Origin of the sequence: Agromyces bauzanensis (genome assembly GCF_014645655.1) — a bacterium.
Taxonomy (GTDB): domain Bacteria; phylum Actinomycetota; class Actinomycetes; order Actinomycetales; family Microbacteriaceae; genus Agromyces; species Agromyces bauzanensis.
Window position 1 is genome coordinate 18099 of the sequence record NZ_BMMD01000022.1, and the last position, 26941, is coordinate 45039.

22 protein-coding genes and 2 pseudogenes are annotated in these 26941 nt (G+C 71.7%); 6 read left to right on the plus strand and 18 right to left on the minus strand.

Annotation, left to right across the window (positions count from 1 at the left end; translation table 11 throughout):
• Nucleotides 1–63 precede the first annotated feature (63 nt).
• On the plus strand, nt 64–1401 hold the full coding sequence (locus IEX31_RS15685) for a Coenzyme F420 hydrogenase/dehydrogenase, beta subunit C-terminal domain (RefSeq protein WP_268237002.1): 1338 nt from the start codon (nt 64–66) through the stop codon (nt 1399–1401).
• The gene (locus IEX31_RS15690) at nt 1398–2501 is read left to right on the plus strand and encodes a polysaccharide pyruvyl transferase family protein (RefSeq protein ID WP_188744347.1); all 1104 of its coding nucleotides are present in this window, start codon (nt 1398–1400) and stop codon (nt 2499–2501) included. Before IEX31_RS15685 ends, IEX31_RS15690 begins: the two co-directional genes overlap by 4 nt.
• Before the next feature lie 28 nt (nt 2502–2529).
• On the opposite strand, the gene IEX31_RS15695 is transcribed toward IEX31_RS15690, so the two are convergent.
• Nucleotides 2530–3651 carry a glycosyltransferase gene (locus IEX31_RS15695; protein WP_188744348.1) on the minus strand — a complete coding sequence of 374 codons (1122 nt, stop codon included), beginning with the start codon at nt 3649–3651 and terminating at the stop codon, nt 2530–2532.
• A gap of 94 nt (nt 3652–3745) precedes the next feature.
• On the opposite strand from IEX31_RS15695, the gene IEX31_RS15700 reads away from it, so the two are divergent.
• Nucleotides 3746–4885 carry a glycosyltransferase family 4 protein gene (locus IEX31_RS15700; RefSeq protein ID WP_188744349.1) on the plus strand — a complete coding sequence of 380 codons (1140 nt, stop codon included), beginning with the start codon at nt 3746–3748 and terminating at the stop codon, nt 4883–4885.
• A gap of 42 nt (nt 4886–4927) precedes the next feature.
• On the opposite strand, the gene IEX31_RS15705 is transcribed toward IEX31_RS15700, so the two are convergent.
• Nucleotides 4928–5965, minus strand: a complete 1038-nt coding sequence (locus IEX31_RS15705; protein WP_188744350.1) for a glycosyltransferase family 4 protein — start codon at nt 5963–5965, stop codon at nt 4928–4930.
• Complete coding sequence (locus IEX31_RS15710; protein ID WP_188744351.1) at nt 5962–7164, minus strand: glycosyltransferase family 4 protein; 1203 nt, start codon at nt 7162–7164, stop codon at nt 5962–5964. Before IEX31_RS15710 ends, IEX31_RS15705 begins: the two co-directional genes overlap by 4 nt.
• Before the next feature lie 165 nt (nt 7165–7329).
• Here IEX31_RS15710 and IEX31_RS15715 point away from each other — a divergent pair, with 165 nt between their 5' ends.
• Nucleotides 7330–8367: a glycosyltransferase family 4 protein gene (locus tag IEX31_RS15715; protein WP_229662413.1), complete on the plus strand. Its 1038-nt coding sequence runs from the start codon at nt 7330–7332 to the stop codon at nt 8365–8367.
• Nucleotides 8368–8380: 13 nt separating this feature from the next.
• On the opposite strand, the gene IEX31_RS15720 is transcribed toward IEX31_RS15715, so the two are convergent.
• Nucleotides 8381–11542, minus strand: a complete 3162-nt coding sequence (locus tag IEX31_RS15720; protein ID WP_188744352.1) for a glycosyltransferase — start codon at nt 11540–11542, stop codon at nt 8381–8383.
• Between the two features lie 78 nt (nt 11543–11620).
• Here IEX31_RS15720 and IEX31_RS15725 point away from each other — a divergent pair, with 78 nt between their 5' ends.
• Together IEX31_RS15725 and IEX31_RS15730 are read left to right on the plus strand one after the other, a co-directional pair.
• Nucleotides 11621–12298: an arsenate reductase/protein-tyrosine-phosphatase family protein gene (locus tag IEX31_RS15725; protein ID WP_188744353.1), complete on the plus strand. Its 678-nt coding sequence runs from the start codon at nt 11621–11623 to the stop codon at nt 12296–12298.
• Nucleotides 12295–13467: a glycosyltransferase gene (locus tag IEX31_RS15730; protein WP_188744354.1), complete on the plus strand. Its 1173-nt coding sequence runs from the start codon at nt 12295–12297 to the stop codon at nt 13465–13467. Before IEX31_RS15725 ends, IEX31_RS15730 begins: the two co-directional genes overlap by 4 nt.
• A gap of 39 nt (nt 13468–13506) precedes the next feature.
• On the opposite strand, the pseudogene IEX31_RS19065 reads toward IEX31_RS15730, so the two are convergent.
• The 14 genes and pseudogenes from IEX31_RS19065 to IEX31_RS15795 all read right to left on the minus strand — a co-directional run.
• Nucleotides 13507–13624, minus strand: a pseudogene (locus IEX31_RS19065) (ferredoxin); the annotation flags it as partial.
• Nucleotides 13621–15070 (minus strand): annotated as a pseudogene (locus tag IEX31_RS15735) (FAD-dependent oxidoreductase). The pseudogenes IEX31_RS15735 and IEX31_RS19065, both read right to left, overlap by 4 nt.
• Nucleotides 15067–15846 (minus strand): uroporphyrinogen-III C-methyltransferase, encoded by a 780-nt coding sequence (gene cobA / locus IEX31_RS15740; RefSeq protein ID WP_188744355.1) that lies wholly within the window; start codon nt 15844–15846, stop codon nt 15067–15069. The pseudogene IEX31_RS15735 and the gene cobA overlap by 4 nt, the downstream one beginning before the upstream one ends.
• Nucleotides 15843–16760, minus strand: coding sequence for an ABC transporter permease (locus IEX31_RS15745; protein WP_188744356.1), 918 nt, complete (start codon nt 16758–16760; stop codon nt 15843–15845). The genes cobA and IEX31_RS15745 overlap by 4 nt, the downstream gene beginning before the upstream one ends.
• On the minus strand, nt 16750–17505 hold the full coding sequence (locus IEX31_RS15750) for an ABC transporter ATP-binding protein (RefSeq protein WP_188744357.1): 756 nt from the start codon (nt 17503–17505) through the stop codon (nt 16750–16752). The genes IEX31_RS15745 and IEX31_RS15750 overlap by 11 nt, the downstream gene beginning before the upstream one ends.
• Before the next feature lie 8 nt (nt 17506–17513).
• Nucleotides 17514–18632, minus strand: a complete 1119-nt coding sequence (locus tag IEX31_RS15755) for an ABC transporter substrate-binding protein (RefSeq protein WP_188744358.1) — start codon at nt 18630–18632, stop codon at nt 17514–17516.
• Entirely contained in the window at nt 18629–20083 is a 1455-nt protein-coding gene (locus IEX31_RS15760; RefSeq protein WP_188744359.1) for a sulfate adenylyltransferase subunit 1, read from the minus strand. The genes IEX31_RS15755 and IEX31_RS15760 overlap by 4 nt, the downstream gene beginning before the upstream one ends.
• On the minus strand, nt 20083–21036 hold the full coding sequence (cysD, locus tag IEX31_RS15765; protein ID WP_188744360.1) for a sulfate adenylyltransferase subunit CysD: 954 nt from the start codon (nt 21034–21036) through the stop codon (nt 20083–20085). Before cysD ends, IEX31_RS15760 begins: the two co-directional genes overlap by 1 nt.
• Complete coding sequence (locus IEX31_RS15770; RefSeq protein ID WP_188744361.1) at nt 21018–21830, minus strand: phosphoadenylyl-sulfate reductase; 813 nt, start codon at nt 21828–21830, stop codon at nt 21018–21020. The genes cysD and IEX31_RS15770 overlap by 19 nt, the downstream gene beginning before the upstream one ends.
• Nucleotides 21827–23548, minus strand: coding sequence for a nitrite/sulfite reductase (locus IEX31_RS15775; protein WP_308423551.1), 1722 nt, complete (start codon nt 23546–23548; stop codon nt 21827–21829). Before IEX31_RS15775 ends, IEX31_RS15770 begins: the two co-directional genes overlap by 4 nt.
• Nucleotides 23549–23717: 169 nt before the next feature.
• Complete coding sequence (locus tag IEX31_RS15780; protein ID WP_188744362.1) at nt 23718–24461, minus strand: sirohydrochlorin chelatase; 744 nt, start codon at nt 24459–24461, stop codon at nt 23718–23720.
• Nucleotides 24462–24465: 4 nt separating this feature from the next.
• Nucleotides 24466–25092, minus strand: a complete 627-nt coding sequence (locus IEX31_RS15785) for a hypothetical protein (protein ID WP_188744363.1) — start codon at nt 25090–25092, stop codon at nt 24466–24468.
• A gap of 232 nt (nt 25093–25324) precedes the next feature.
• Complete coding sequence (locus IEX31_RS15790; RefSeq protein ID WP_188744364.1) at nt 25325–26131, minus strand: PDC sensor domain-containing protein; 807 nt, start codon at nt 26129–26131, stop codon at nt 25325–25327.
• On the minus strand, nt 26128–26937 hold the full coding sequence (locus tag IEX31_RS15795) for a FadR/GntR family transcriptional regulator (protein WP_188744365.1): 810 nt from the start codon (nt 26935–26937) through the stop codon (nt 26128–26130). The genes IEX31_RS15790 and IEX31_RS15795 overlap by 4 nt, the downstream gene beginning before the upstream one ends.
• Nucleotides 26938–26941 lie beyond the last annotated feature (4 nt).

Here is a 26941-nt window from a genome sequence, read left to right on the forward strand (position 1 = left end):
CGACTCGAGTGGGTTACGGTGATGCATGTGGGTCACGGGATCGAAGCAGTCCTCCAACGCGGTATGTGCGTTGGATGCGGTGGCTGTGCGCTCGCTGCCGGGCCGGTGCGCGTCGCGCTGAACTCCCGTGGGGTGTATCAGGCTGACCTGTCCGAGCTCACCCCGGCGCAACGCGCGAACGCAAGCAGGGTCTGTCCGTTCTCCGACGACGCAGCCGACGAGGACGTCCTCGCGGGCGAGCAATTCGCCTCACTTCCGCGGCACCCGGCGCTCGGCCGTCACCTCGGTGCCTACGCCGGCCGGTCTGCGCGGCCAGGCCGGCTCGAGAGCAGCTCCGGCGGATTGACAAGCCTGCTGCTCGAGGAGCTCCTGCGGCGCGGCCTCGTCGACGGCGTCATCCACGTGGGTCGAAGCGACGGTGATGCACTCTTCGCGTACCGCGTCTCGCGCTCGGCCCAAGACGTGCGAGCGGTCAAGGGGTCCGTCTACAGCGCCACTTCATTCGCTGAAGTCCTCGCAGCCGTGCGTGGCGACGGGCGCCGGTATGCATTCGTGGGCGTGCCCTGTTTCGTCACCGCCGTCCGCCTGCTCGCTCGCGAAGACCCCGCGCTCGCTGGCCAGGTGCCGTATCTCGTCGGGCTGGTCTGCGGGCATCTCAAGAGCGGCTTCTTCGCCGAGTCGCTGTCTTGGCAGGCGGGAGTCAAGCCCGCCGCACTGACGTCCATCGACTTCCGTGTGAAGAATCCGCACCGCCGCGCATACAGCTACGACTACCGAGTCACCGGCGGGGGGAAGTCACGCGACCGCCGGATCGACTCGACGCTCGACGGGAACTGGGCATACGGAGCGTTTCAGCCCGAGGCGTGCAACTTCTGCGACGACGTCTTCGCCGAGACGGCGGACATCACGTTCGGCGATGCCTGGGTTGCACCGTACCTGGACGACTGGAGAGGGACGAACATCGTCGTCACGCGGAGTCGAGAGCTCGACGACCTCGTGCGCGAGTTGCGAGACGTCGGCCAGATCGAACTCGACGAGCTCACCCCGGAACGAGTCGCTCTGTCCCAGGCCGGCGGCCTGCGACACCGCCGCGACGGCCTCCGAGTGCGCCTCGCCGATGACCGGGCGGCGGGACTGAGCGTCCCCCGCAAACGAGTCGAGCCGGGATACGAAGCACTCACCGAACAGCGCATCGCCCTTGTGCGTCAGCGCCGCGTGCTGTCGCGGATTTCACTCGAGGCCTTCGCAGAGGCGAGGAGGCAAGGCCGGTGGGCTGCGTACGCCCGGCCGATGCGCCGCGGCATCCGGCGCTACCGCGCCATCGAAGCCGCCTCGACGCCGTGGGTGGTACGGCAGGTCTCGCGCTGGAAGGCGCGTGCGCGAAAGCTGATCGGTCGGTGAGCGCGCGCACGGTCGGCATCGCCACGATCGACGACGACGGCAACTTCGGCAATCGGCTCCAGAACTATGCCCTGCAGCGCGCTCTGCGGGATCTCGGTTGGCAGCCGGAGACCATCCGCAACAGGCCGGGTTCGTGGCCGCGATCCACGCTGCTCCCTCGGCTCGTCAGTGAGCTCGCCACCGACCCGCGGGGTCTCGCAGCGCGCTCTCAGCGGCGCTTGCTCCGGGAGACCATCGTCGGCCCTGCCTTTGCGGGTGTTCGGCGGGAGGCGATCGCCGAGTTCGCCCGTTCGTCGATCACGCGTTCCGCCGAGACGTTCGACCGCTCGGCGCCCGACCGCTGGGCAGATCGCTACGACAAGGTCATCGCCGGATCTGACCAGCTCTGGAATCCTGCCTATCGCCGCGCGGGCGGTTTCGATTTTCTCACCTTCGTCGAACCTGCCAAGCGCATCGCCTACGCGGCGAGTTTCGGCATCCAGAGCGTCCCGCGGTATCTTCGTCCTCGCTACGCCGAATGGATCGCTGCCATCCCGCACGTCTCGGTGCGCGAGCCGCGGGGGGCCGAGATCGTCGGCGCCCTCACCGGACGGACGGTGCCGGTGGTGGTCGACCCGACGCTACTGGTCGATCGAAGCGTCTGGGACGAGCTGATCACCGGCGCAGAGGTGCCCGCACGGCCGTACGGCGTGCAGTTCTTCCTCGCGCGGGCCGAGGGAGACGAGTGGCTGTCGAAGCAACACGTCGACGTGCCCCTGATCGACCTGAACAACCTCTCCGACGCCACGTCGGCACGAATGAGCCCCGGTGAATTCGTTGCGGCGATCGCGCACGCGGAGGTGGTCGTGACCGACTCATTCCATGCGGCCGTCTTCGCACTGCGCTACCGTCGCAGACTGCTGGCGCGACGTCGTCACGGGTCCGACGACCGCGTGCGCGCATTGCTGAGGTTGCACGGCCTGTCGTCGAGCGCCGATCGATCCGGGAGCATCGAGTTCGATACGGATGTCGACTGGACGAAGGCCGAGGCGAACTCGGAACGCGCGCGTGCCGCTTCGTCGGCGTTCCTCGCTCGCGCACTGGGCGGTGCCGCGCGGTAGCGTATGCGGGCGAGATGATGCGCGGCCGTCAGCTCGGCAGGAGTCTCCCGAGCACCGCTGCCATGGCCTCCACCCGTTCGCTCCAATCGGCCACCGGCCCGTCGACATGCTCGGGAAAGCGCCACTTGGCGGGTAATGCCGCAGCGACGGCATCCGCGAATTCGCCGCCGCCCGCGATCGTGATGCGCGGATCGTCGGCGTCGCGGAACCCGGCGACCGCCGTCGACACGACCGGCCTCCCCACCGCCTGGTACTCGTACAGCTTGATCGGATCGAGGCTGTCGGTGAAGGCCGTGACGACGTGCGGCACCACGAGCACGTCGGCGTGCTGCAGGTAGCCGATCACCTCGTCGCGCGGACGCGGGCCGAGCAGCCGGGCGCCAGCGAGACGCAGCAGCTCCTGGTCACCGGGAGGGAGCACGTTCGGACCGACGAGCACGAGCGAGGCATCCGCCCCGATGGCACGCGCGGTCGCAGCGCAGAGCGCGACATCGATGCGATCCCTGTGCAGCGTGCCGAGGTAGAGCGCAACCGGACCGTCCGGCAGGTCGCTCGGCCGCGGCGTGGGCCGGCGGTACGCGGCAGCGTCCACCGCATTGGGCACGAGCATCACTTCACGGACCGCCTGCTTGCGGCGCACCAGCTCGGGCGAGCACACCAAGACCACGCGGGCGAGTCGCATGAGCGCCGCCTCGTTCGCGGCGATCCGCTCCAGCTCGGCGGTAGGGCGGTCGGCGGCGAGCCAGTCGTCCGTGATGTCGTAGAGCGTGGGCCAGCCGGTGCGCTCGGCGAGGATCGCCATGCCGGGATCGTTGATCCAGAGCAGCGGATGCCGCATGCCCAGGCGTGCTGCCCCGCGAACGATGCCTCGGGCGAGCCGGTCGTCGGTGCGCGAGTCGAGCCGGCGAGGCATCCACTTGGTCAGTTGCAGCCGGTGAAGGCGACCCGACGCGATGTCGTCGATCCCGCTCAGGCCTGCGCCTATGCGCGGCCGGCGCGTCGAGCGAAGGTCGTGCGTCGGGTCGGCTGGCGGCTCGACGAACAGCACGTGTAGCGCCGGATCGCGGGCGAGGAGTCCGGCGACGAGGTGTTGGTTGCGCCGCCATACCTGATCCCAGCGCTCGAGCGAGACGACGATGAGATCGGTCATTCGGCTCCGTCCGCGAAGGAGGGTGACGATTCAGCGTAGCCGACGCCGTACGTGCGCTGAGAATCAGGCGCGTGCGTGAATTGCGGATATCGTGGTGCCGGGAGGACCGATGCGCATCGTGCAGATCGTTCCGTTCGTCGGCCCGGGGAGCGGGGTCGCGGGAGTCGCTTGGAACCTGGACCGGGAGTTTCGCGCACTCGGGGTGGAGGTGGAGAACTTCACGTTCGCATCGGCGGCGCGTGGGCTGCGCGAGGTGCGGGTTCGTGGGTGGCGCACCGCGCGCATCGCACAGGCGCAGCGCATGACGTGGTTCAGCGTCGTCGGCACCCGTCGCGCGAAGGCCTTCCTCGCCGATCGGCCTGACGCGGTCTCGATCTGCCACAACAACGCGATGGTCGGCGACGTGTACGTGAACCACGGGGTGCTGCTCGCCGCCATGCGGGCGCGCGGCAACTCGGCGCTGCGATTCCTGCGCGACCCCACGCACATCTTCACGCACGTGCGGGACCTGATCCGCTATCGCTCGGGCATCCACCGTCGCATCGTCGCGCTCAGCGACGCCGAGATCGGGGTGCTGAACCGCACCTACGGCCGGGTGCGCCCGCCGGTCGTGGTGATCCCGAACGGAGTGGACCTCGAGCGGTTCCGTCCGCCCACCGGGCTCGAGCGCCGCGGAGCGCGCGAACGGCTCCGGCTCGACGACGAGGATCGTGTCGCCGTGTTCGTGGGACACGAGTTCGACCGCAAGGGCCTGCCGATCGTGCTCGAGGCGATGGCGTCGGCGCCCACCGTGCTGCTCATGGTCGTCGGTGGCAACGCGCGGCTGCTTCAACAGGCGAAGGCGACCGCAGCTCGGCTCGGCGTCGCCGACCGGGTGCTGTTCGTGGGCCAGCAGGGCGATGTGCGTTCGTTCATCGCCGCAGCCGACATGTTCGTGCTGCCGAGCCACTACGAGTCGAGCGGGCTCGTCTTCCTCGAGGCGCTCGCGAGCGGGCTGCCCGTCGTCGCGACCCCGGTCGGTGTGGCGGCCGAGCTCGTGCGAAACGGCGAGAACGGGTTCCTCGTCGGGCGGGACGCACGCGAAATCGCCGACCGGCTGGAGCAGCTGGCGGCCGAGGATCTGGCGTCGTGGCGCGAGCGTGCCCGGGCGAGCGTCGCCGGGTGGACCTGGGCGGACGTGGCTCGCCGGTATCTGGAACTGGCCGAGCGCATCGTCGCCGAGCGGGATCGGTGACGGCGTCGTGCAACTGGCGCGCCCGGCCCGCCGGGAAGGTCGTCAGCGCAGTACGCTTCGGTACACCCGCTCCGTGCCGGCGGCCTGGGCGGCCAAAGAGAAGCGACGCTGCTGCACCGAGTGAACCACGACCCCGAGCGCCGACCGGCCGGCATCGTCGTCGGCGAGGCGGCGTAGCCGTGCAGCGGCGTGTTCGACGTCGTCGGGGTCGAACAGGCAACGATCCTCGAGTCCTTCGAACACGTCGAGATGGCCCGCAGCGCCAGCCGCGACGACGGGCAGGCCCCCCGCCATCGCCTCGAGCACGGTGAGACCAAGTCCTTCGACAGGGCATGGCGCGAGGAGCAATCCGGCGAGATCCATGATCTCGGGAAGGTCAGCCCGGTAGCCGAAGAATCGCACCGCGTGTCCGATTCCGAGCTCTTGGGTCAAGGCTTCCAAGGCGGCCTGCTCGGGGCCCTGCCCCGCGATCTCGAGTTTCCACCCGGCTTCGGCGAGCCCTGCCGCTGCGAACGCACGGATGCCGATGTGCCCGTGCTTCTCCGGCTGCAGCCGCTGGGCCATGAGCACGGTCCGCCCTCGGAGCAGGCCGTCATGCAATGGTCGCGACTCCACCCCCGAGTGCACAACTGTGCTCGGCCCGTCGATTGCCGACGCCACGGCGCGACTGATCGAGAGCTGGGCGTCGATGAACGGTCGCACGAGCAGACCTACCGGTATCGGTCCGACACGACCGTGCGGCTTGGCGAAATGCCGTGTCGCGACGACGGCCGGGCGTCGAAGACGTCCGGCTAGGCCGACCGCCGCGCCGAGCTCGGCGGCGGTCATGTGCGTGTTGATGACGTCGAATCCCGACGCGAGTCTGCGGACGGCGCGGGCGACCTCGTGCGTGCGGGCCGCAGTGATGTGTGCGACGCCGATCGGGTCGAGCGCCCGGCGCATGGGGTCGGTGGCGCCGCCGATCACCGCAACCTGATGCCCGTCCGAACGCTGCTGGCGCGCGAGGCGCACCACAAAGCGTTCGACCCCGGAGAAGCCGTCGGAGCGGATCGCGTGCAGGATGCGCAGCGACCTGGTCATCGGCGCCCCTTCAGGTCGCGCAGTTCCGCGAACAGGTCGAGATAGCGGTCGGCGATCGCCGGCCACCCGTGCTGCTCAGCGGTGCGGCGTGCCCGCTCGCCCCACCCGGAGAGGTCCTGCTGCGAGAGCTCGTGCAGGTATCTGCCGATTGCTGCGGAGTCTCGGTCGACGAGGTATCCGTTCTCGCCATGGGTGATGAGCTCGGGGGCGAATCCCACCCGAGTCGCCACGACCGGTAACCCGCACGCGAGGGCTTCGAGGAAGACCAGGCCACTCGACTCGTAATAGCTCGGCAGTACGAACACATCGGAGGCGTGATAGAACGGCACCACATCCTGGTGAGGACCGACGAACGCGACTCGGTCGCCGACTCCACCACACCGAGCCATCTCTTCGGCCTGGCGGATCATCGCCGGAGTGCCGCCGACCACGACGAGGCCCACGTCGGGAGCATGCCGCAGCGCCTCAATGGCGAGCGGGAGGCCTTTCCGCTCGAACTCGTGGCCCACGAACAGCGCGAGCATCAGGTCCTTGGGCAGGCCGATCCGCGCTCGCGCGACGGCCCGCTCCTTGGACGTGGCCGGTCTGAACACCTGGGTGTCGACCCCGTTCGGAATCACCCGGATCAGCGGACGCACACGTCCATAGGTCGACACGAGCAGTTCGGCCTCGTGTTCGGTCAGTGCGACCACGGCGCGGTGGGCTCTCCCGCGGTAGCGCACGCGGTCACGGGCCGCCGTGAAGAGGTGCACGGGATTCCGAACCATCCGCCAGAAGTAGTTGCCGCGTGCTCGCATCGCCACCTGCAGCAGGCCGTGGTTGATGTACACATCGCCGGCGAGGGCGTCGTTGTGGCAGATGCTGATCGCATCCGGCCGCTCGGCCAGGAACCGCCTGGCCCTCGCCGTGCCCACCGTGCTGAACCAGACCACGCTCCGGGCACGCTCGAGGTGCATGCCGATCGCCGACTTTCGACTTCGACGGCGAGGTCGGCCCGCCGTCGCGGCGGTGAAGCGCTCGACGGTCGCACCCCTCGCGCGGAACTCGCGTTCGAGGTTGAAGGCCACTCCCTCGACGCCGCTCCCACGGGAGATGGCCGGTGCGATCTGCACGATGTGCAGGGAGGTCGCGGGCAGGGAGGTCGGGTGCAGGGCGTCGGGCAGTTCGGAGGCATTCGACGCCTCGGATGCTGCAGCCACGACTCTCCCAGCTCTTCCCGACCTCATCGGCGGCCTCGGCCCGCCCGAACTCGGCAGCAACTCTATCCCGACCGCCTCGGAGCGGCCTGAGCACCTCGGCCAGAGCACGTAAGCTCGGATCTCGTGCAGGACAGCGCAGACGACCGATCGCGCCCCGCTCCGTCGTTGCTCACCATCGCAACCGTCGCGACCGCGGCGCCCATGGGCGCGTCCGTCTACCAGGAACGCATTGCTGAGCGCGCCGCGCAAGCGCTCGGCGATGGCTGGGGCGTCCGCAGGGCGGTGTTCCGTTCGATGTCATCCTCCCTGCCCGGAAACCGCCGTCTCCCGTTCGGAGCCGTCACAGCCGCCTCGCTCGCGATACGCCGGCAGCTCGGCCGGATGCTCTTCTCGGGCGAAACGGTCACCCACCGAATGAACCTCGAGCTCCCGCCCGCCCCCGACGGGGACGTCATCACGATCCACGACGTCGTCGCATGGAGATTCCCCGACGAGTCGCCTCCGGTCGCCGCCGCGGCCGAGGAGGCCCGTCGAGCGGATGCCGTGATCTGCGTGTCGGAGTTCAGCGCGAACGAGGCCGTCGAGCTCCTCGGCATCCGCGACCCGTACGTCGTGCACAACGGCATCGACGACGCGTTCTTCGATGCCGCGCCCTTGGCTGAGGCCGAGAGAGCGGCACTGCGGCTGCCCGAGCGCTTCGTGCTGCATGCGGGCGGGGCGTCGAGTCGCAAGAATCTGCCGGCGCTCGCGGAGGCATGGCCGCTCGTGCATCGGAATCACCCGGATCTCACGCTCGTGCTCAGCGGCCCCCCTCATCCGAGACGCACCGCACTCTTCGACGGGATGCCTGGCACACAGTTGCTCGGCCGCGTCGCCGATGGGCTCGTGCCCGGCCTCGTCGCCGGGGCGGCAGCCGTCGTCGTGCCCTCGCTCTACGAGGGGTTCGGCCTGCCTGTGCTCGAGGCGATGGCCGCGAACGTCCCCGTGGTCGCCGCCCGCACGAGCAGCCTCCCTGAGGTCGCCGGTGTCGCCGCTGTGCTCGTCGAACCCACGGGCGCCGGTATCGCCGAGGGGCTCCTCGCCGTCACCGGCGATGACTCGGCGGTCACCGCGCTCGTGGCTGCCGGGCGAGCGCGAGCTGCCGGGTTCACCTGGGACGCCTCGGCGCGAAATCACGCACGGGTGTGGCGCTCGGTCGGATGACCGGCCGCCGGGGTCATCCGAGGCTGTAGCGTGCGTGATACGCGGTGGAGACGCGGGCCCAGCTGAACTCCGACACCCGGGCGGAGCCGGCGCGCGCGAGCCGCACTCGCAGGTCGACATCGTCGTGGACCCGGCGCAACGCGCTCGCAAGGGCGTCGCGATCGACGGGATCGACGAGGAGACCGTCGATGCCGTCGCGCACGAATTCGGGACCCCCACCACGGTTGGTCATGATGAGCGCCGCCCGGGCACGCCACGCCTCGAGGGCGACGATGCCGAACGGTTCGAGGCGGCTCGGGACGGCGACGGCGATCGACCGCTCCATCACACGAGCCACCTGGCCGGCGTCAAGACGCCCGAGCAGCTCCGCCCTGCCGGTGAGGCCGAGATCAGCGATCCGCCGCTCGATGGCACCGCGCTCGGGGCCGTCGCCGCCGATCAGCAGCCGGGTGTCCTCAGGCAGCCCGGCGCTGGCGAAGGCGTCGAGCAGCAGATCGAAACCCTTGAGGGGACCGAGTCGTCCGACCGCGGCGAAGAAGCGCCGCGGGCCGTCGAGAGCGGCGAGCCGGTCGACCGGCGAGTCGGGATGGCTGACTTCTGCGACTACGCCATTCGGCACCACGCTCCCATCGCGCAGGCCGAATGAGGTGCGCAGCTCATCGAGCACCCACTCGGATGGCGCGGTGACGAATCGCGCACGGGCCAGTGCCGTTCGCAGCGAACGCCGCAGGAGGGCGGACCGTGCGAATGCGCCATGGTCGTCGGCAGAGGTCTCGCCGTGCGAGGTGACTGCGATCGGCAGTCTCCACAGCCACGCGAGCACAACCGCGTAGACGCCGTTCGGTCCGAAGCAGTGCACGTGCAGCAACTCGGGCCGGAACGATCGCCGAGCTCGCGACCACGCAACCCAGGCCAGCGGCACATCGCGCACCAGCGCGAGCATCGAACGGAGGTTGCGGGCCGGCAGGGGCGTCGGCAGGTATCGGACCGTGACGCCGTCGACGTCACGAACCCCGAGGTGCTCGCCTCGGTCGACGGTCCACACCTCGACCTCAGTGTCGGCTCGCTTCGAGAGCTCGTGCGCAACCTGACGCACGTGCTCTTCGACACCACCGAAATGCGGTGCGTACGACGATGAGACGAGCGCCACTCGCCGGACCGGCACCCGGTGACCGCTGACGGCAGCCGCCTCTCGCCGGAAGCGCGACTCCACCCGCACCGGCCCCAGCCGGTACAGCGCCGCGCGCCGCCGGGCGGCGCGAGACCGGTCCCCGGACAGCAGGATGCCACGCGCCGTCGCGCCGACCACTTGGCCGAGCCGCGCCCACTGCCAGCCGAGTGGGCCGTAGTGCTTGCGCAGGTATCGTTCCTGCGACGCGTGGAAGTGCGCCTCCCGTCGCCGCGGGTCGCCGCCGGTTCCCGCGCCGACGTGCACCGCGCGCGCCTGCGACACGGCAGCGTGGCTCCAGCCGAGCCGGTGCGCGCGGTACGCCCAGTCGGCCTCCTCGGCGTAGAGGAAGAAGCGCTCGTCGAACCCGCCGACCTGGTCGAGCGCCTCGGCGCGCAGCAGCAGCACCGAGCCGATCACGTATGACGGGTCGCGGCGCAGTCTGGCGAGCCCGAGCGCCTCGAGCCAGGTGCCGCTCGGCGACGGCAGCCACCAGTCGACGCGGGCGACATTGCCGTGCTCGTCGACCTGCGCCGGGCCGACGCTCGCGAGGTCGTCGCGTGCGCGCAGTGCCCGCTGGAGCACGCCGATGTCGTCGGGTGAGATCGTCGCGTCGGGGTTCAGGAGCAGCATGTCGGCGCCCGGCACCAGCCGGTCGGCGAGCCCGACGTTCACGCCGGCAGCGAAGCCGCCGTTGCGGCCCGGGTCGAGGTAGCGCACGCCGAGCTCGGCGCAGAGGGCGGCGATCTCGGGCAGCGACGAGTTGTCGACGACTGTGGTTGGGAGCGATGCGACGGGTTCGAGTGCGCCGCGCAGCAGTTCTGGCGCGCCGTAGGCGACCACGATCACCTCCACGCCGCGAGCGGTATCGGCGCTCCGATCGGCGACGGATGCTTCGTGCCGCACCGCTCGGTAGAGGTCGAGGTACTGGCGACCGACGGCATCCCACGAGCACGTCGCTGCGCGCTCGAGCCCGCTCGCGCGGAGCCAAGAGGCCCGTGCCCCGCCCGCCTGTACAAGCGCGTCCGCGAGCGCCGCGGTGTCGCCGGCCGGCACCACGACGCCCGCGCCGCCCACCACGTCCGGCAGCGCCCCTGCGTCGCTCGAGACGACCGGCACGCCGCACGCCATCGCCTCGACGGCGACGCGGCCGAACTGCTCGGTCCACGACGGCGTTGGCATTGATGGCACGGCGAGCACGTCGAGCGTGCGGTAGAAGTCGACGACGACGTCGGGATCGATCGGCCCCACGACCTCGACACGGTCGGCGATGCCCGCCGCGGCAGCACGCACCCCCAGTTCTGGGGCAAGGGGTCCGGAACCGGCGATCCGGAGCCGCAGTCGGGGGTCGCGGGCGATGGCGTCGAGCAGCACGAGCACGCCCTTCTCGGGCACGAGGCGACCGAGGAAGCCCACGGTGATTTCGTCGCCCACAGGGCTCGCTTCGACAGGCTCAGCGAGCGAGGCATCCGTTGGCGTGAACCGCGACGCGTCGATCCCGAGCGGGATCACCCGCGCACGCCCGGCGAACCCCTTGTTTTCGACGATGCGGGCCGCCTCGGCGTTGCAGGCCGAGATGCCGGATGCCGCGCGCAGCGCCCATCGCTCGAGCCAGCGGAACGGCACGGGGTAGCGTTTCCGCAGGTTCTGGGCGGTATAGAGCACTACGGGCGTGCGCCGCGCGTGACGCCGAAGGGCGCGCATCAGCAGGATCTCGGCGGTGGCGAGGGCGAACGGCTCCTCGTGCACGTCGATGACGTCGTAGCGCTCGCCGAGCGCTCGCCAGATCGGACGCGGGTCGTAGACGAAGAGCGCGGGGTGGTTGCAGAAGGTGCGCACTCCGATCAAGCGTTCGCCGGCGCGAGGCTCGAGGCGCACGGGCGTGCCGCCGGCGTGCCACTCCTTCGCGCAGAGCAGCGTGACGTCGACGCCGAGCGCGGTGAGCGCGCGTTCGCGACCGCGCCACTCATCGACGACCGCGCTGTGCGAGACCCTGAGTGAGCGCACCTCACCTCCCTCGTAGACTTCAATGAAACCCTATCCGTGCAGTGGGCGCGGACCAGCGGCGGGCAGGAGGGTGACGCGGTGGATCGCGACGTGTTCACGGTGCTCGTCGTCTGCGAGGGCAATGTCAATCGTTCGGCGCTGGGTGCCGTGCTGCTCGAGCGGTGGGCGGAGTGGTACCTGCCCAAGGGCGCCGCCGAGCACGTGCGCGTCACGAGCGCCGGTCTCGGTGCGCCGGTGGGCTCTCGGATGGGTCGGCGGACGAAGGTGATCGCCGAAGCGCTCGGCGCCGACGGGTCGCGTCATCGGGCCGCCAAGGTCACCGAGGCGTACGTCCGTACCGCCGACCTCGTGCTCGTCTCGTCGAGTGACCAGCGCGACAGCGTGTTGGCGCTCGTGCCCGGGGCGCTGGCGCGAACGTTCACGATCCGGGAGGCCGGCCGTGTCGCCGAGGCGCTGCCGGAGTGGCCTGCCCCCCGTTCGCTGGCCGAGCTGCGCGCGCGCGTATTCGCCATCGCCGACAACCGCATCGCCGGCGCCGGCGACGACGACATCATCGACCCCCAGGGCAAAGACGACGAGGCGTACCGCCAGATGGCCCGGGAGGAGGTGCCCGCGCTCGCCGAACTCGCGCGGGCACTGTTCGGCATGCCTCGGGCCGAGATCGCGGCCTACCGTGAGGCCGTGGAGGCCGCCGAGTACAGCTTCCCGCCGCGCTGGGGTGCCGCATCCGCAGGCACCGTGGGGCGCCGAGCGTGACGTTGCGCGTGCTGCACCTCGACCACACCACGGTCGGCGGCGGAGCGGAATACGCACTGTTCCGGATGCTCCTGGCCGAGCCGGGTTGGTGGCCGTACCTCCTGCTCGCGCGGTCGCCCGGCGGCAGCGTCGGCGTGTACGACGCGGTGCCAACCCGAATTCCGCGACGGATGTCGGGAGTGCGCCAACCTGCCGGTGCAAGTTCGGGCGGGCTGCGAGCGGCGGTCTCGGTGGGTGCACGCGTCGTGGCCCAGGCCATCGCGACGCGGTGCTCGCGGGCGTTCGCGACCGCGGACCTGATCGACGCCAACACGGCACGCGCGGCCGCCTACGGCGCGCTTGCCGCGCGCTGGTCGCGCAAGCCGTTCGTCGTGCACCTGCGCGACCTCGTCGACCCCGAGGCGCTCGGCCGGTCGGGTCACGCGCTCATGGTGCGCGTCGTGCTGCCGCGCGCCGACGGCGCGATCGCGAACTCCCGCGCCACGCTGGACTCGGCTCGCCGGTACCTGCGATCCGGTGTGATCGCCGAGGTCATTCCGAGTGCGTCGGGGCTGCGCGTCGGCGGGGCGTCGGCGGTCCGGTCCGAGGGCCCCGTCCGGCACGTCGGAATGCTCGCGCGCATCGACCCGTGGAAGGGGCAGCACCTGCTCCTGGCCGCGTTCGCTCGCGCATTCGGTGGCGACGGTGAGGTGCGCCTGCAGTTCGCCGGCGATGCGCCCTTCGGCCACGAGGAGCACCTCGAAGAGCTCCGCCGTACGGCCGAAACGCTGGGCGTGGCCGAGCAGGTCGACTTCCTCGGACACGTCGGCGACATCGACGCCCTGCTCGCCGGGTGGGATGTCGCGGTGCAGGCGTCGACCCGCCCCGAACCGCTCGGCCAGAACGTGCTGCAGTACCTCGCCGCCGGGCGCGCCGTGATCGCCGCCGACGAGGGCGGCCCCGCCGAGTGGATCACCGACGGCGTCAACGGACTGCTCGTGCCGCCTCGCGACGTCGATGCGCTCGCGTCGGCGCTGCGCCGCCTCGACGGGGATGCCGTGCTCCGCGCGCGGCTCGCAGCATCCGCCGCCGAGACGCCCGGCCTGCTCGACGACGCGGCCGTGACGCGGGCGCATCAGGACTTCTACGAGCGCGTCGTGCGGTTCGTCGCCGAGCGGCGAACGCGCTGAGCGCGCACTGGCGCTACGCCCGCACCGCCACCGCCGCCACTCTCCGGGGTGGATGTAGAGCGAGCGCTCGCCCCTCGTAGATGCAGTCGACCGGGCACTCGTCGACGCGCGCGCGGTCCTTGACGTCGACGCAGGGCAGCGCGATGACGTACGTCACGACCCCACCAGCGCGCCGGCCCGCGAGATCTCCACCTGCTCGTCGCGCGGCACGACCTTCACGCGCTCGCGTGCGACGTCGGCGTACGCGGCATCCGTCGGCTCCCACGCCTCACCCAAGCCGCGCTCGTGCGCGTCGAGCCCGAGCCATCCGGCCCAGGTCGTGAAGCGGATGCCGCGAGTCTCGAGCACCTCGAGCACCTCGCCGCCGTCTGGCCCCGCGTCGACCTGCGGCGCGGGCAGCGCGCCGGCTGCGGCATCCGCCACCAGGTTCGTGACGGTCTCGAGCGCGTCACCCTTCGTGTGGCCGATGAGGCCCACCGGGCCGCGCTTGATCCAGCCGGTCGCGTAGACGCCGGGGATCGGTGCGCCCGAGGCATCCGTCACCCGGCCGCCGTCGTTCGGGATCACCGCACGACGCTCGTCGAACGGCACGCCCGGCACAGGCGAGCTCGCGTAGCCGACGGCGCGGTACACGGCCTGCACGGGCACGTCGACGAACTCGCCTGTGCCCTCGACCGAGCCGTCGCCCACGGGGCGGGTGCGCTCGAAGCGCACGCCCTCGACGCGGTCGGCGCCGAGCACCTCGACGGGTGCGTGCAGGAAGTGCAGGTGCAGGCGACGCGACGCGGTGCGATCGGCCGCCGAGCCGGTCGACGAACTCGCCGAAGCGCGCCACCCGTTCAGCGTGCGGGAAATGACCTTCACCTGGTTGTTCGAGGCGTGCAGCTGCTCGGCGTGCGGGTCGCCGGCGGCGCGCTCGAAGTCGTCGTCGTACACGATCACGTCGACGTCGGGCACCTCGCCGAGCTCGCGCAGCTCGATGGGCGTGAACTTCACGTGGATCGGTCCGCGGCGGCCGAACACGTGCACGTCGGTCACGGGCGACGCCTCGAGGCCGGCGACCACGTTGGCCGGGACATCCGTCGAGACGAGGTCCTTCGGATGCTTCGCCAGCATGCGTGCGGTCGAGCGCGACGTTGCCGTTGCCGATGACCGCCACCTGTTCGGCCTCGAGCGGCCAGTCGCGCGGCACGTCGGGGTGGCCGTCGTACCAGGCGACGAAGTGGGCCGCGCCGAAGGAGCCGGGCAGGTCGATGCCGGGGATCTCCAGCGGGGCATCCTTGAGCGCGCCCGTTGCGAGGATGACTGCGTGGTACCGCGCGCGCAGCTCGTCGACCGTCACGTCGCGGCCCACCTCGACATTGCCGATCAGGCGGATCGTGCCCGCGTCGAGCATCTCGTGCAGCGACGTGACGATGCCCTTGATGCGCGGGTGATCGGGTGCGACGCCGTAGCGGATGAGGCCGTATGGCGCGGGCAGCGACTCGAACAGGTCGATCGCGACCTCGCCGCCGGCCTCGGCGACCTGGCGGTGCAGGATGTTGCCGGCGTAGATGCCGGCCGGGCCGGCGCCGACGATCGCGACGCGGAGGGAGAGGGTCATCGGGTGGTGGCCTTTCGGCGGGGTTCGAGCGCCTCGGGCGCATACGGGCTGAGGGAGACGACGTCGCCGACCACGACGACGGCGGGCGAGCGGATGCCGCGCCGCGCCGCCTGCAGCGCGATCGTGTCGAGCGTCCCGATGGTCACGCGCTGGCGCGGCCCGTAGCCGTCCTCGATGACGGCGACGGGGCATCCGCCGCCGCGCCCGCCGCGGGCGAGGGTGATCGCGGAGTTCGCGAGCGTGCCGATGCCCATGAGCAGCACGACCGTGTGGTCGCTTCCGCCGCCGAGGGACCGGATCTGGTCGTGGCCGGTGACCACGGTGAACGTGGTCGCGAGGCCGCGGTGCGTGAGCGGGATGCCGGCGATGGCGGGCACAGAGCTCGCGCTCGTGATGCCCGGCACCACGTCGACGTCGATGCCGTGGTCGCGGCAGAACACGAGCTCCTCGCCGCCGCGTCCGAAGATGTACGGGTCGCCGCCCTTGAGGCGCACGACGCGCCTGCCGTCGCGGGCGAGCGTCACGAGCAACTCGTTGATCGCGTCCTGCGGCACGGCGTGATGGCCGGGCAGCTTGCCGACGTCGATCACCTCGGCACGAAGCTCCACGCCCGCGGCGGCGAGCCCGTCGAGCACCGCGCGGGCACCCAGCCGGTCGGCCACGATCACGTCGGCGGCCTCGAGGGCGCGCAGTCCCCGGATGGTGAGGAGGCCCGGGTCGCCCGGTCCGGCGCCGACGAGCGCGACGGTGCCGTTCGGCGCGACGGTGCCGCTCATCGCGCACCTCCCTGCAGCAGTCCTCGCCGGCGGAGCATCCGTCGCTCGAGCGGGGCGAACACCACGAGCTCGATGAGGATGCCGATCGCGAGGATCACGAGGATGGTCGCGAGCACGCCCGCGAGGTCGGCGAGCTCTCGGCTCTGGTCGAGCATCGAGCCCAGGCCGAAGCCGATCGTGCCGCCCACGGCGATGATCTCGGCGGCCATCAGCGACCGCCACGAGAACGCCCAGCCCTGCTTGAGCCCGGCGACGTATCCGGGCAGCGCGGCGGGGAGCACCACGAGGGTCGCGAGCCGGCCGGGTCCGGCGCCGAGCACGGTGCCCACGCGGCGCAGCTGGGGCGGCACCTGGTCGACGCCCGAGATCAGCCCGTTCACGATGGACGGCACGGCGCCCATGAGCACGACGAAGTAGACCGTGGCATCCGTGAGCCCGAACCAGATGATCGCGGCCGGCACCCACGCGACCGACGGCAGCACCTGCAGGCCAGAGATGATGGGGCCGATCGCGCGGCGCAGCGGCTTCACCTCGGCGAGCAGCAGCCCCAGTGGGGTGCCGACGACGACGGCGATGAGGAAGCCGAGCACGCCCCGCTCCAGGCTCGTGGCCACCGCGAGCTGCAGGCGGCCCGACTCCCACGCCCCGCCGATCGCGGCGGCGACCTCCAGGGGACCGGGCGCGAGGTCGGGGCGGGGCTGGGTGATCACGACGTAGAGCTGCCACGCGGCGATGAGCGCGAGCACGAACACGATGGGCGGCACGACGCTCGTCGTGAACCGGCGCCACGCGTTCGGGGCCCGGTCGGCGTCGGTCTGCAGCCGGTCGAGGCCGGCCTCGAGGCTGCGCAGGTCGTCGTTCTCGGGGTGGGTTGTCGCGCCAGGCGGCTCCTCGAGCAGGGCGTCATGCGGCATTTCGGCGGATCTCCTTCCGCAGCTGGGTGGTGATCTCGATCGACAGCGCCGCGACCTCGGGCGACTCGATGCGGCGCCCCTCGGTCTCGGCGATGCGCCACTCGCCGGCGACCCGGCCCGGGCGGCTCGACATGAGCACCACGCGCTGTCCGAGCCGGGCCGCTTCGCGCACGTTGTGCGTGACGAACACGATCGTGCGGCCGGTGCGTCGCCACACACGCTCGAGCTCCTCGTGCAGGAGGTCGCGCGTGATGGCGTCGAGCGCGGCGAACGGCTCGTCCATGAGCAGCACGGGCCGGTCCTGCGCGAGCGCGCGGGCGAGTGCGACGCGCTGGCGCATGCCGCCGGAGAGCTCGTGCGGGCGCTTCTCCGCGGCATCCGCGAGATTCACCGTGTCGAGGAGCTCGAGCGCCCCGCCGCGTCGGGCTGCGCGCGGCACGCCGCGCAGGCGGAGGGCGAGCTCGACGTTCTGCCGGGCCGTGAGCCACGGCATGAGCGCGGACTCCTGGAACATCACGGCAGCGCCCTGCGTGGGCACGTCGATCGTTCCGGCCGTCGGGCGGTCGAGGCCCGCGATGAGGTTGAGCAGGGTCGACTTGCCGCAGCCGGATGCCCCGAGCAGGCAGACGAACTCGCCCGCCTCGATCGACAGGTTCACGTCGTCGAGCACCAGCGGGCCAGCGCCGAAGCGCTTGCCGAGCCGCTCGATGCGGATGGCGGTGTGGTCGGCCGTCTGCGAGCTCATGGTGGCTCCTACTCCTCGCCGAGGCCGCCCGCGGAGACCGGCTCGGTGCCGTCCTCCTCGAGCAGCTCGTTCAGCAGCCGTAGGTCGAAGAGCCCGTCGATCGAGCCGTCCTTCTGCGTGCCGGCCTCGAGCCCGTTCGCGACGAGCGTCTCGAACGTCTCGGCGTGCGGGTCGACCGAGAAGGTGACGTGCTCGAGCGCGCGGCTGATGACCTCGTTTGCGAGCGGCTTGCCCGTCTCGGCCTCGAGGGCGGCATTGATGGCGGCGGGCGCCTCGTCGGCGTGATCATCGAGCCAGGCGACGGATGCCACGTGGCCCTCGAGCAGCGCACGCACCGTCTCGGGGTGCTCGGCGAGGAACTCGGCGCGCACGAGCAGCACCGTCGTGGGGAACGCGCCGACGTGCCACAGGTCGGCCTCGTCGACGAGCACATGCGCCCCGCGCCCGCCGTCGGCGAGCAGGCGCGACACCCACGGCTCCGGCAGCCAGGCGCCGTCGAGGCCCCCCTGCTGGAAGAGCGTGAGCGTCTGCGCGTTCTCGGTGGGCGTGATGTGCACGTCGCCGCCGCCCGTCGTGTCGGTCGCGAAGCCCTCGCTGGCGAGCCACGAGCGGAGGGCGACGTCCTGCGTGTTGCCGAGCTGCGGGGTCGCAAGGGTGGTGCCCTCGAGGTCGGCGGGCGAGTCGATGCCGTCGCGCACGACGAGCGCCGCGCCGCCGATCGCTGCGCCCGCGACGATGTGCGCCGACTGGCCGGCAGACTGGATGAACGTGTTGATCGACGGGTTCGGGCCGATGTACGTGGCATCGATCGCGCCGGCCGACAGCGCCTCGATCGCGGCGGGCCCCGCGTTGAAGACCTGCGTGGTGAGCTTCGTGTCGCCGAGCGCGTCGGCGAAGAGTCCCTCCTCGAGTCCCACGAGTGCGGGCGCGTGCGTGACGTTCGCGAAGTACCCGAGCCGAAGCTCGTCGGCCGGGCCGGTCCCGGCGGATGCCTCGGCCGCCCGGCCAGCGGCCGCCTGCGGCGCGCACCCGCTCAGGGCGAGCACGGCTGCCGCGACGATCGCGGCGGCGAGCATCATGCCGCCCACCAGGCCCAGGCGGGAACGGGCGCGGGATGTGGCGTTCATGCTGCTGCTCCTTCGGTGGTGGTGGCGGTGCTGGCGGTGGTGGAGGTGGGCCCGCTCACGATGGCGGCCGCGAGGGTCGCGCCGTCCTGCGGGTGGATCACGAGGAACGCGCCCGCCCGGCGATGCTCGGCGTACGGTTCGACGGGCAGCTCGGCGGCGAGCCTCAGGGCGACCTGTCCGATGTCGTTCACGTCGAGCCGATCGGCCGGCTCCAGCGCGAGCGTGGCGAGGTCGCGGCGGCCGTGCACGGCGGTGACCAGCGCTTGCACGGTCGACGTGCCCGACTTCACGAGCACGCGCGCACCGGGCACGAGGGGTCGCGGGTCGAGCTGGAAGACGGCGGCGTCGAGCTCGCTGCGGGCAGCGGGCAGTGATCCGGATGCCGCGATCACCGCGCCGCGCGCCGCGTCGAGTTCGTCGGCGAGACGGAGGGCCACCGACTGCGGCGCCGACGCCGCCTCGAGCGCCACCGGTCCCGCGTCGATGCCGACGACGGTCGTGGTGGCGCCGCCCGGGAACACCTGCACCTCGTCGCCGACGCGCACGGTGCCCGACGTGATGCGCCCGGCGAACGCGCGGTGGTCGCGGTACGACACAGGGTCGGCGACGTCGTGCGCCAGGGCTCCCTGCGGGCGGATCACGAGTTGCACCGGCATCCGGAGCGCCTCGAGGTCGGACTCGAGCTCGTCGAGCGGGGGCAGCGTCTCGAGCAGCTCGAGGAGCGCCGGACCCTCATACCAGGGCGTGTTCGCCGACCGCTCGACGACATTGTCGCCCGCGAGCGCCGATACCGGGATGACGTGCGCCTCGGGGAGGCCGAGGTCGCGCACGAGCGCGGAGACATCCGTCGCCACCGCCGCGAAGGCGGCCTCGTCGTAGCCGAGCAGGTCGATCTTGTTCACGGCGACGACGACGTGCGGCACCCGCAGGAGCTGCACGACCGCGAGGTGCCGGCGAGTCTGCTCCAGCACGCCCTTGCGCGCGTCGACGAGCACGACGACGGCGTCGGCGGTGGCGGCGCCCGTGACCATGTTGCGTGTGTACTGCACGTGGCCGGGGCAGTCGGCGAGGATGAACGACCGGCGACCGGTGGAGAAGTAGCGGTAGGCGACGTCGATCGTGATGCCCTGCTCGCGCTCGGCGCGCAGGCCGTCGGTGAGGAGGGCGAAGTCGATGGCACCCGGCTCGCCGCCGAAGCCGCGCTCGGCGGAGGTGCGGGCGACCGACTCGAGCTGGTCGGCGAGGATCGCCTTCGAATCGTGCAGCAGGCGGCCGACGAGCGTGGACTTGCCGTCGTCGACCGAGCCGGCGGTCGCGAAGCGGAACAGCGTGCTCTCATTGCGCCGAGTGTTAACGCCAGCGCCGAGTGATACCGACCCATCGTTAACACTCGCGCCGGACGTTAACACTCGGGGGGTGGGACGGTCGTCGGGCAGTGTGGCGTGGGTCATCAGAAGTATCCGTCCTTCTTGCGGTCCTCCATGGCGGCCTCAGAGATGCGGTCGTCGGCCCTGGTGGCCCCGCGCTCGGTGAGGGTCGACGTGGCGACCTCGCGCACGACTTCGGCGACGGATGCCGCGTCCGATTCGACGGCGCCGGTGCAGCTCATGTCGCCCACGGTGCGGTACCGAACGGTGCGGCGCTCCACGTGCTCGTCGGCACGCGGCGGCGACACGGGGCTGACCGCGCGCCACATGCCGTCGCGGCGGTACACCTCGCGCTCGTGCGCGTAGTACAGCGGCGGCAGCTCGATGCCCTCGCGCTCGATGTAGCGCCACACGTCGAGCTCGGTCCAGTTCGAGATCGGGAACGCGCGCACGTGCTGGCCGACCGTGTGCCGGCCGTTGTAGAGGTCCCAGAGCTCGGGGCGTTGGTTGCGCGGGTCCCACTGGCCGAACTCGTCGCGCAGGCTCAGGATGCGCTCCTTGGCGCGCGCCTTGTCCTCGTCGCGGCGGGCGCCGCCGAAGACGGCGTCGTGCCGGCCCGCGGCGATCGCATCGAGGAGCGGCTGGGTCTGCAGCGGGTTGCGGGTGCCGTCGGCGCGCTCCTGCACGCGGCCGTCGTCGAGGTAGTCCTGCACGGATGCCACCTCGAGCCGGATGCCGAAGCGCTCCACCGTGCGGTCGCGGAAGTCGATGACCTCGGGGAAGTTGTGGCCCGTGTCGACGTGCAGCACCGGGAACGGCACGCGCGCCGGCCAGAACGCCTTCGCGGCGAGGTGCAGCACGACGACCGAGTCCTTGCCGCCCGAGAAGAGCAGCACGGGCCGCTCGAACTCGGCGACGACCTCGCGGATGATGTGGATCGCCTCGGACTCGAGGGTGTCGAGCGCCGACAGCCTCGGGCGAGCTTCCGCGACCGTGCTCGTGGTGGTCGTGATCTCGCTCACAGGTGCAACCCGCATTCCGTCTTGGCGAGGCCGGCCCAGCGACCCGACCTCGGATCCTCGCCCGCGGCGACGGGCTTCGTGCACGGCTCGCACCCGATCGAGGGGTAGCCGTGCGACATCAGGAGGTTCACGGGCACCTGGTGCGCGCCCGCGTAGTCGAGGAGCTCGTCGAAGGTCCACGCCGCGAGCGGGTTCACCTTCACGAGCCCGTTGCGCTCGTCGTAGGTCACGAGCGGCGTGTTCGTGCGGGTCGGTGCCTCCTCGCGGCGCACGCCCGTGAACCACACCTCGTAGCCGCCGAGCGCGCGCTGCAGGGGAGCGACCTTGCGGCGCGCGCAGCAGAGCCCGGGATCGCGGGCGAACAGCTCCGCGCCGAACTCGGCATCCTGCTCGGCAACCGTCTGCTCGGGCAGCACGTCGACGACGCGCACGTCCAGCGCATTGGCGACTTCGTCGCGCGTGACGTGCGTCTCGGTGAAGTGGTACCCCGTGTCGAGGAACAGCACGTCGACACCCGCCAGACGCGAGGCGACCACGTGCGGGAGCACGGCGTCGGCCATCGAGCAGGCGACGGCGGCGGCATCCGTCGCGAAGTTCTCGGCCACCCAGGCCACGACCTCGTCGGCGGATGCCTCGCGGCCGCCCTCGGGCGAGAGCAGCGCGGCGCCCGCCTGCGCGAGGGCGCGAAGCTCGTCGGCGCTTCGGGTCTCGGCGAGGGTGGTCTCGAGACGCTCGCCGGCGCTCGCTCCTCGACCACCGAGGGTGCCGCTCGCCACCTGACCACCGGATCCGAGGTTGCGGGCGCTCATCGCAGGGCCTTCTCGTCGGCGCGGTGCGCCCACTCGGCGAACGTCTCATCGGCGGCCGCGTCGCGGTTGGCGATGAATCGCCGCACGACCCGCTCGACGTAGTCGGCGAGCCCGTCGGCGGTGACCTTGAGCCCTCGAACCGTACGGCCGGTGCCGGCCTCCTCGCGCGTCGCCGAGGCGAGGCCGCCGCCGAGGTGCACCTGGAAGCCGGGCGTCTGCCCGCCGTCGCCGTCGGGGAGCAGTTGCCCCTTGAGGCCGATGTCGGCGATCTGGATGCGGGCGCACGAGTTGGGGCATCCGTTCACGTGCAGGCTGATGGGATGCGGCAGCTCGAGCCCGGCGAGCCGCGACTCGAGGGCGATGACCGCGTTCGTCGCGGTCTGCTTCGTCTCGACGATGGCGAGCTTGCAGAACTCGATGCCCGTGCACGCGATCGTGCCGCGGCGGATCAGGCTCGGCCGCGCCTGCAGGCCGAGCGCGTCGAGCTCGGCGACGACCTGCTCGACGTGCTGCGCCTCGATGTCGAGGAGCACGAGCTTCTGGTGCGGCGTCGTGCGGACGCGGCCGGAGCCGTATCGATGGAGCAGGTCGGCGATGGCCGTGAGCGTCGACCCCGAGACCCGGCCCACGAACGGGGTCACGCCGATGTAGTAGCGGCCGTCCTTCTGCCGATGCACGCCCACGTGATCGCCCTGGGTGGGCGGCTGCGGAGCCGCTGGCCCGTCGGGGAGCGGGGCGCCCAGGTACTCGGTCTCGAGCACCTCGCGGAAGCGCTCGGCGCCCCAGTCGGCGACGAGGTACTTGAGGCGGGCCTTGTTGCGCAGTCGTCGGTAGCCGTAGTCACGGAAGATCGACGTGACGCCGAGCCAGACGTCGGCCACCTGTTCGGGAGCGACCCAGGCGCCGAGGCGCACCGCGAGATGCGCGCTCGTCGAGAGGCCGCCGCCGACCCAGAGGTCGTAGCCGACACCGAGTTCGGGATGCTCGACGGCCACGAACGCGATGTCGTTGATCTCGTGCACCACGTCCTGGCTGGGGTGCCCGGTGATGGCCGACTTGAACTTGCGCGGCAGGTTCGCGAGCGACTCGTCGCCGATGAAGCGGCTCGTGATCTCGTCGATCTGGGGCGTCGGGTCGATGAGCTCGTCGGCCGCGATGCCGGCGACGGGCGAGCCGAGGATGACGCGCGGCACGTCGCCGCACGCCTCGGTCGTGCCGAGCCCGACCGCCTCGAGGCGGCGCCAGATCTCGGGCACGTCCTCGACGCGCACCCAGTGCAGCTGGATGTTCTGCCGGTCGGTGAGGTCGGCGGTGTCGCGCGCGAACTCGGTCGAGATCTCGCCGATCACGCGCAGCTGCCCGGTCGTGAGCTGTCCGCCGTCGATGCGCACGCGCAGCATGAAGAACTCGTCCTCGAGCTCGTGCGGCTCGAGCGTGGCGGTCTTGCCGCCGTCGATGCCGGGCTTGCGCTGCGTGTAGAGGCCCCACCAGCGGAAGCGCCCGTGCAGGTCGGTCGGGTCGATGCTCGCGAATCCGCCCGCGGCGTAGATGCGCTCGATGCGTTCGCGCACGGCGAGACCGCCGTCCTCCTGCTTCCACTGCTCGTTGGCGTTGAGCGGGGTCCTGCCGTCGATCTTCCACTGGCCGTGCGGACGCGTGGCTGGGCGCGCCGGGCGCGCTGCCGCGGCATCCGTCGCCCTCGGGGTGGTGATGGTCACGACGCCCTCCTTCCTCTTGCCGGTGCGGAATGTGCTCCGTGCGTGTTCGGTCGAAGCTATGCGAGGAGGGCGACCCCCGACAGGGGGCCGTGTCATGCCCGGTCACGTCGTGTCGCATTCCGTCACACGGCGTCGCGTCGTGACATGCGGCTTGCGCGCCGCCGGGCTGTCAGCGGAGGCGAGCGGATGCCGCGGCGTACCGTTCGAGCACGAGCTCGACCAGTTCCCGGGGTGGGGCCTGCTCGGCGACGAGCAACGGACGCGCGGTCACGTCGGCGCCGGCTGAGCGCGCGAGGTCGTCGAAGTATCCGGGCGCGAGCAGGTAGTTCGCGACGACGACGCGGGCGCTGGGTGTCGCACCCGTGCGCGCTGCGGCGACGGCATCGGGGAGCCGCGGCTCGGCCGACGAGAGGAAGCCGATCGAGACCTCGCGACCGGATGCCGCGGCGAGCCGTCTCGCCATGTCATGGCAGTCGTCGACCGCGCGTCGGTCGCTCGACCCCGCGACGGCGAGCACGGCACGATCGTCGTCGCGGAGCCCCGCCTCGCCGAGGCGTCGGACGAGCACCCGCGCGAGCCGGTCGTCGGGACCGAGCGCACCAGCCAGCGTCACGGGCCGAGCGGATGCCGCGGCGTCCACGTCCTCGGCGAGGTCGACGTGCACGTGATAGCCCGCTGAGAGGAGGAGCGGCACGACGACGGCCGGCTCGCCGGGTTCGAGGGATGCGAGCGTGGCGGGCACGTCGGGCTGCTCGACGTCGACGTGTCCGAGTCGCACGCTGGGCGGAGCATCCGGATGCCTCGTCGTGACCGCCGCGGCGACGGCCTTGTGCAGCCAGCGCACGGCGGTCCGACCCGCCTCGGAGGAGGTCCCGTGCGAGACGCCGACGAGGGCGGGCGGCTGTGCGGTCATCCGATCATCGTGGCAAAGGCTCGTCGCGGGCCGCAGCCGTGCGACGTCGCGTGACGATCGCGCGGCCGACGAGTCCGACCGCGGCGACCGCGACGCCGACGATGAGGAGTGGGAGCGCGAGGCTGGGAATCGTCATGGCCATGCCGAAGACGTCCACCCAGTAGTCGAGCATCTCCGAGGGGTATCGCGCCAGGACCCGGCTGCCGACGGCGTTCGAGATCGCGGTCATGAGCGCGGGTGCGATCCAGAGGGCGAGGAGGCCGAATGCGGCGGCGACGACGCGCCCGATCGTATTGATGCCGCCCCAGGCGATGGCCGCGCCGACGAGCACGGGAGTGATCCAGCGGGTGAGGTCGAGCAGCCAGCCGACCTCGATGCCGGCAACGGGGCCGGTGCCGAACGGCACGACGAGTCCGTTGATCCACGGTCCGAACGCCACGGCCGCGATGCTGAGTCCGATCACCGCGCCGGCGCGTGGGGCCCGGGCGATGAGCAGCATCACCAGCACGCCGACGAGGATCACCAGCGACGTGCCCGCGACGAGCGCGGCGAGGTAGAGGGCCGACTCACCTCGCTCCTGCAGGCCGCTGCGCACCACGATCGCGGTCTGCACGGCGGCGATGACCTGCACCGCAAGTACTCCGATGAGGATCGCGGCCGTGCCGAACCGCGCGAGCCGCGTTCTCGTCGCTCGGGCGACGATGCCGAACGCGGTCGGTCATGCCCGGGTCGAACGAGCCGTACCGGCTTGCGCGCCGCGGGCTCATGTCGCGGCTCCTCGCGGCGGGCGCCGACTCCGATGTGCTCCGGCCGCTCGCCGAGCACGTCGACTGAGACCCGACCGGCCGCTGAAGCGCAGCGGTTCAGGCCTCCAGCACGAGCGCGAGCGACGTGTCGCCACACGGCACGACCGCCTCGCCGCCCGGCAGCCACGCGGCATCCGTCACCGAGGCCGCGTCCCGCAGCGGCGTGAGGGCCTCGGCCAGACCCTCGATGCGCAGCAGCGCTCCCGTCGGCCGCCGGGCGTCGGTCGAGGCCACGATGCGGCCCGACGCATTCACGAGGGTGCAGGGATGCCCCGACTCGCGGATCACCGGGAGCAGCACTTGCTCGAGGCGCGCGACGTACAGGTCGGTGCCCACGAGGCCGACCATCTCGTCGCCGCCGACACGCACGGGCGTCGTGATCGTGACGGTGTAGTCGTCGGTGCAGAGGTAGTCGACGTAGGGCCCCGTGAGGTGCCGGGTGCCGGTGCGCGCGGGGACGCGCCACCACTCGAGCGTCGTGTAGTCGCGGAACTGCTCCGAGTCGGGGTCGTCGACGGTCGTGAGCCGGCGCAGCCCCGACCCGGGGCCGAACGTGTTCGATCCGCTGAGCCACCAGGCGAGGTGCCACGGCGCATCGGCGAGGAAGCCCGGCGCCGCGACGAAGCCGGCGCCGGTGATGAGACTGCCCTCGCGCTCGAGTTCGCCGCTCGCGAGCGCGGCGACGACGGGATCGAGCTTCTCGGCGGTCGGCTCGCCCTCGCCCGTGAGCGCGCCGGCGTACGGGCCCGCGAGCTCGCGCTCGAGCACGTCGCGCCATCCGTCGATCATGGCGAAGACGGGGTCGATGGTCGAGGCGATCTGCCTGGCGATGTGCTCGGCGGTGACGTCGACGTCGACGCTCATGGCCTCGCTCCTTCCGGTTGTCCGGCGGCGGCCGGAGCGACCGCGGCCTGCTCCGCCGCGGCCTGCTCGAGGCGCACCTTCTCGTCGATGAGCCACTCCACGGCCGAGGCGATGTGGTCGGTCGTCGCGCGACGTGCCCGCTCGGGCTGCACGTCCCGGATGGCCTGGATGACCTCGAGGCGGGCCGTGCGACTGCGGTCACGTGAATCCTGCTCCCGCAGGCACAGCCAGAGCAAGGGGCCGGCCTCGGCCTGCAGGCGCAGCTCCTCGTGCACCAGCCGGGGCGACTGGCTCACGGCGGCGATCTCGAGCTGGAACCGGCTGACCGCTCGACGTGCGCCGCCGGGGGTCGCGAGGTCGGCACGGGCGTCGACCTCGATGAGGCTCGCGAGGTCGTCCTCGCTCGCCCGATCCGCGGCGATCTCGGCCGCCATGCCCGCAATGGCGGCGTAGTGCAGCGAGAGGTCGCGCAATTCGATGCGGCTCAGCGAGCGAACGCGCTCGTCGACCATGCGCGTCGTCGCGTCGCGGTCGTGGGTCACGAAGCTGCCGCCGTCGCGTCCGCGCTTGGTGTGCACGAGTCCCTTGTCCCGCAGCGCCACGAGCGCCTCCCGGGCGGTGACGACTGCGACGCCGAGGCTCCGCGCGAGCTCCGACTCGCTCGGCAGGCGCTCGCCGTCGCGAAGTACACCGGCCACGATCGCGTCGGTCAGGCGCTGCGCGACGAGCTCGGCGCGGCCCGCACCGTCGAGCGGCGAGAAGACTACCGCGCGTGTCGCATCGGCGCGGCCGGTGGCCTGCGGCATCCGA

Coding starts and splice junctions, on each gene's coding strand:
- IEX31_RS15685 (WP_268237002.1), top strand. CDS start 64: ATGTGCGTTGGATGCGGTGGCTGTGCGCTCGCTGCCGGGCCGGTGCGC.
- IEX31_RS15695 (WP_188744348.1), bottom strand. CDS start 3,651: ATGACCGATCTCATCGTCGTCTCGCTCGAGCGCTGGGATCAGGTATGG.
- IEX31_RS15705 (WP_188744350.1), bottom strand. CDS start 5,965: ATGACCAGGTCGCTGCGCATCCTGCACGCGATCCGCTCCGACGGCTTC.
- cobA (WP_188744355.1), bottom strand. CDS start 15,846: ATGAGCGGCACCGTCGCGCCGAACGGCACCGTCGCGCTCGTCGGCGCC.
- IEX31_RS15745 (WP_188744356.1), bottom strand. CDS start 16,760: ATGCCGCATGACGCCCTGCTCGAGGAGCCGCCTGGCGCGACAACCCAC.
- IEX31_RS15750 (WP_188744357.1), bottom strand. CDS start 17,505: ATGAGCTCGCAGACGGCCGACCACACCGCCATCCGCATCGAGCGGCTC.
- IEX31_RS15755 (WP_188744358.1), bottom strand. CDS start 18,632: ATGAACGCCACATCCCGCGCCCGTTCCCGCCTGGGCCTGGTGGGCGGC.
- IEX31_RS15760 (WP_188744359.1), bottom strand. CDS start 20,083: ATGACCCACGCCACACTGCCCGACGACCGTCCCACCCCCCGAGTGTTA.
- cysD (WP_188744360.1), bottom strand. CDS start 21,036: ATGCGGGTTGCACCTGTGAGCGAGATCACGACCACCACGAGCACGGTC.
- IEX31_RS15770 (WP_188744361.1), bottom strand. CDS start 21,830: ATGAGCGCCCGCAACCTCGGATCCGGTGGTCAGGTGGCGAGCGGCACC.
- IEX31_RS15780 (WP_188744362.1), bottom strand. CDS start 24,461: ATGACCGCACAGCCGCCCGCCCTCGTCGGCGTCTCGCACGGGACCTCC.
- IEX31_RS15790 (WP_188744364.1), bottom strand. CDS start 26,131: ATGAGCGTCGACGTCGACGTCACCGCCGAGCACATCGCCAGGCAGATC.
- IEX31_RS15795 (WP_188744365.1), bottom strand. CDS start 26,937: ATGCCGCAGGCCACCGGCCGCGCCGATGCGACACGCGCGGTAGTCTTC.